General features: G+C 63.2%; 3 protein-coding genes and 1 pseudogene. 3 read left to right on the forward strand and 1 reads right to left on the reverse strand.

Going from position 1 to position 2,676, the window contains the following annotated elements; translation table 11 throughout:
* The 3 genes and pseudogenes from ACLP9N_RS39730 to ACLP9N_RS39740 all read left to right on the forward strand — a co-directional run.
* A pseudogene (locus ACLP9N_RS39730) lies at window positions 1-172 on the forward strand (glycosyltransferase); the annotation flags it as partial.
* A gap of 212 nt (window positions 173-384) precedes the next feature.
* A complete protein-coding gene (locus tag ACLP9N_RS39735; RefSeq protein WP_442412527.1) occupies window positions 385-1,125 on the forward strand; it encodes a TylF/MycF/NovP-related O-methyltransferase in 741 nt (246 codons plus the stop codon).
* 36 nt (window positions 1,126-1,161) lie between these two features.
* Complete coding sequence (locus ACLP9N_RS39740) at window positions 1,162-2,160, forward strand: Gfo/Idh/MocA family protein (protein WP_442412525.1); 999 nt, start codon at window positions 1,162-1,164, stop codon at window positions 2,158-2,160.
* 82 nt (window positions 2,161-2,242) lie between these two features.
* Here the strand turns inward: ACLP9N_RS39740 and ACLP9N_RS39745 are convergent.
* Window positions 2,243-2,676, reverse strand: a 434-nt coding sequence (locus ACLP9N_RS39745) for a GMC family oxidoreductase (protein ID WP_442412526.1), incomplete at its 5' end; no start/stop codon positions are given.

Here is a 2,676-nt window from a genome sequence, read left to right on the forward strand (position 1 = left end):
GTTTTCGACCACTACCGAGAAATCGCTGGTCGCGGACCTGCGCACGATCCTCGCCCCGCAATACGTCGCCCGGGCCCGCGAGATCGCCGCCCGGATGACCAAACCCGCCGAAAGCGTTGCGGCCGCCGCTGATCTTGTGGAAGATTTCGCCCGCCTCAAGCGTGTCGGCTGATCGTCGACGGCGGGCAGTCGAAGTGGTCGGCGCCGGCCGCGTCTGGCCGATTGCCACGGCATGTAGCGAACCGCGAAACACGCCGTCAAAGGGACGTCTAGACTCAGCGCCGAATGCCGGCATGCGAGATAGGGGCAACTTTGACCGTAACCGATTACGACGTCCGATCTCTATACCTCGACCTGCTTCGACGCAACCTCACCAGATACGGGATGCACGAGCGGGTGCCCGCGGATTGGTCACTGCGGCGACGCCTCCTTCTCAAAACCGCCAACGCCATCAGCGCCCGCCGCAACGGCGCGAGCCTGTTCGATCAGCGCAAGCGCGAGTTGGGTCTGGACTGGCCGGCGGAGGCCGAGACGATGATTGGAATGCAAAGACTCACCAGTCTGCAGCATTGCGTGGAAACAGTGCTGGCTGAGGACATCCCCGGCGACCTGATCGAATGTGGAGTGTGGCGCGGAGGGGCGTGCATCCTGATGCGCGCGGTGCTGGCGGCCTATGGGGATTCGACGCGATGCATGTGGCTAGCCGATTCGTTCGAGGGCGTGCCGCGCTCGGATCCCGCAAATTACGCAGCAGATAAAGGAATTAGGGCGGAACTGGCTGCCGGCATACTGGGAGTGCCGGAAGCGGAAGTCAGGGCGAATTTCGAGCGCTATGGGCTGCTCGATGACCGGGTCCGCTTCCTTCCCGGCTGGTTCAAAGACACCCTGCACGACGCCCCGATCGATCGCCTCGCCGTATTGAGGCTCGATGGCGACCTTTATGAGTCCACGATTCAAGCGCTTGACGCGCTCTACCCGCGACTGTCCCCCGGGGGTTTTTGCATCATCGATGACTACCAGGCGGTGAAGGCATGTGAGCAAGCTGTCACCGACTACCGTGCGAAACATGGGATATCCGCGGAGATCGCTGACATAGACGGGACCGGTGTGCTGTGGCGCAAATAATGAAGGCGACCCGGGTCAAGCGCGAGCCTCGCGTCAGTGCCTGAAAGCGGGGCGCCGGTGCGGATCGGCATCTTGGGCGCTTCAAGCTTCGCACCGACGACGCTGATCAACCCGGCAAAGGGAAACGACGAGGTCGTGGTGGCCGCGGTGGGAGCACGCGATATGTCCAGTGCTCAGGCCTTTGCCGCCAAACACGGCATCGCCCGCGCGCACGGCAGCTACGAGGCGCTGATCGCTGATCCAGACCTCGATGCTGTCTACATCGTGCTGCCGACCAGCTTTCATGGCAGGTGGACCCGGGCTGCGCTTGCCGCGGGCAAGCACGTGCTGTGTGAAAAGCCGTTCACTGCCAATGCCGCCGAAGCCCGCGAAATCGCCGAACTGGCCGCCACATCAGACCGGGTTGTGATGGAGGCAATCCAATTCCGCTACCACCCGTTGACTTTGCGCGTTGAGCAGATCATCGCCTCAGGGGAGCTGGGCAACCTGGACCGGGTGGACGTCGCCTTGTGCGTGTTGCTGCCGAAGTTCTCCGGCAACTGCTACAACTACTCCTTTGCCGGTGGCGCGATGATGGATGCCGGAAGCTATGTGGTCAACATGGTGCGCACGTTCGGCGGTTCGACCCCGGAAGTTGTTTCGGCGCGGGCGAAACTGCGCGATCCTCGGGTGGACCGGGCCATGACGGCCGAGTTGCGCTTCGCCGGTGGGCACACGGGCCGGCTGCGCTGTGCGCTGTGGTCGTCGGATCTGTTTCGGGCGAGCGCCAAGGTGGTGGGTGATCGCGGCGAGCTGCGTGTGCTCAGTCCGGCGGCACCGCACCTTTTCCCTCGGCTCTCGATCCGCTCGGTCAACGGAAAGCGTGTGGAGCGCTTCCCGTGGCGCGCCACCTACGCGTATCAGCTCGACGCTTTCACTGCGGCCGTGCTGCGCGGTCAACCGGTGAAGACGACACCGGAAGAAGCGATCGAGAACATGACCGTCATCGATGCGATCTATCGTGCTGCCGGCCTTTCGCTTCGTATGCCGGCCTGAACGCTAATCCGTTCGCCCAGTTGGCGCTTCGGACAACAAGCGGTGTGCCGGGTCGACTCATGGGCGGAGGTGATCGGTCGGCTCAGGTGGCGAAATGCACCTGGTCCACGTGAGTGGCCACCCGCAAGGCGTTGGCCGCGACCGTCAAACTGGGGTTCAAACCGGCGCTGGAGGGGAAGAACGAGGTGTCCACCACGTAGAGGTTGTCCACTTCGTGTGCCCGGTTTTGGGGGTCGAGGACGCTGGTTTTGGGATCGGTACCGAAGCGGCAGGTGCCGCAGACGTGGCCCAGGTTCGCGTTTTCTTTGCCACTGCCCAGGGTGAGTTTGCGAAACGGCTCCAGCACCTCTTTCAACAGCCGCAAGAACTCTGCGCGGCGCTCGATCTCACTGGCGTGTAATCGATACTGAATGCGTAGCCGTTGGCGGTCGTCCACGCTGGGCCGATCGTATGGAAGGACGCGGTTGTCCAGATAGGGTAGGTCTTCCATCATCGCGGCCAGCACCAGTCCGCCGG

The sequence above is a fragment of the Mycobacterium sp. genome (genome assembly GCF_052144515.1).
Taxonomy (GTDB): Bacteria; Actinomycetota; Actinomycetes; order Mycobacteriales; family Mycobacteriaceae; genus Mycobacterium.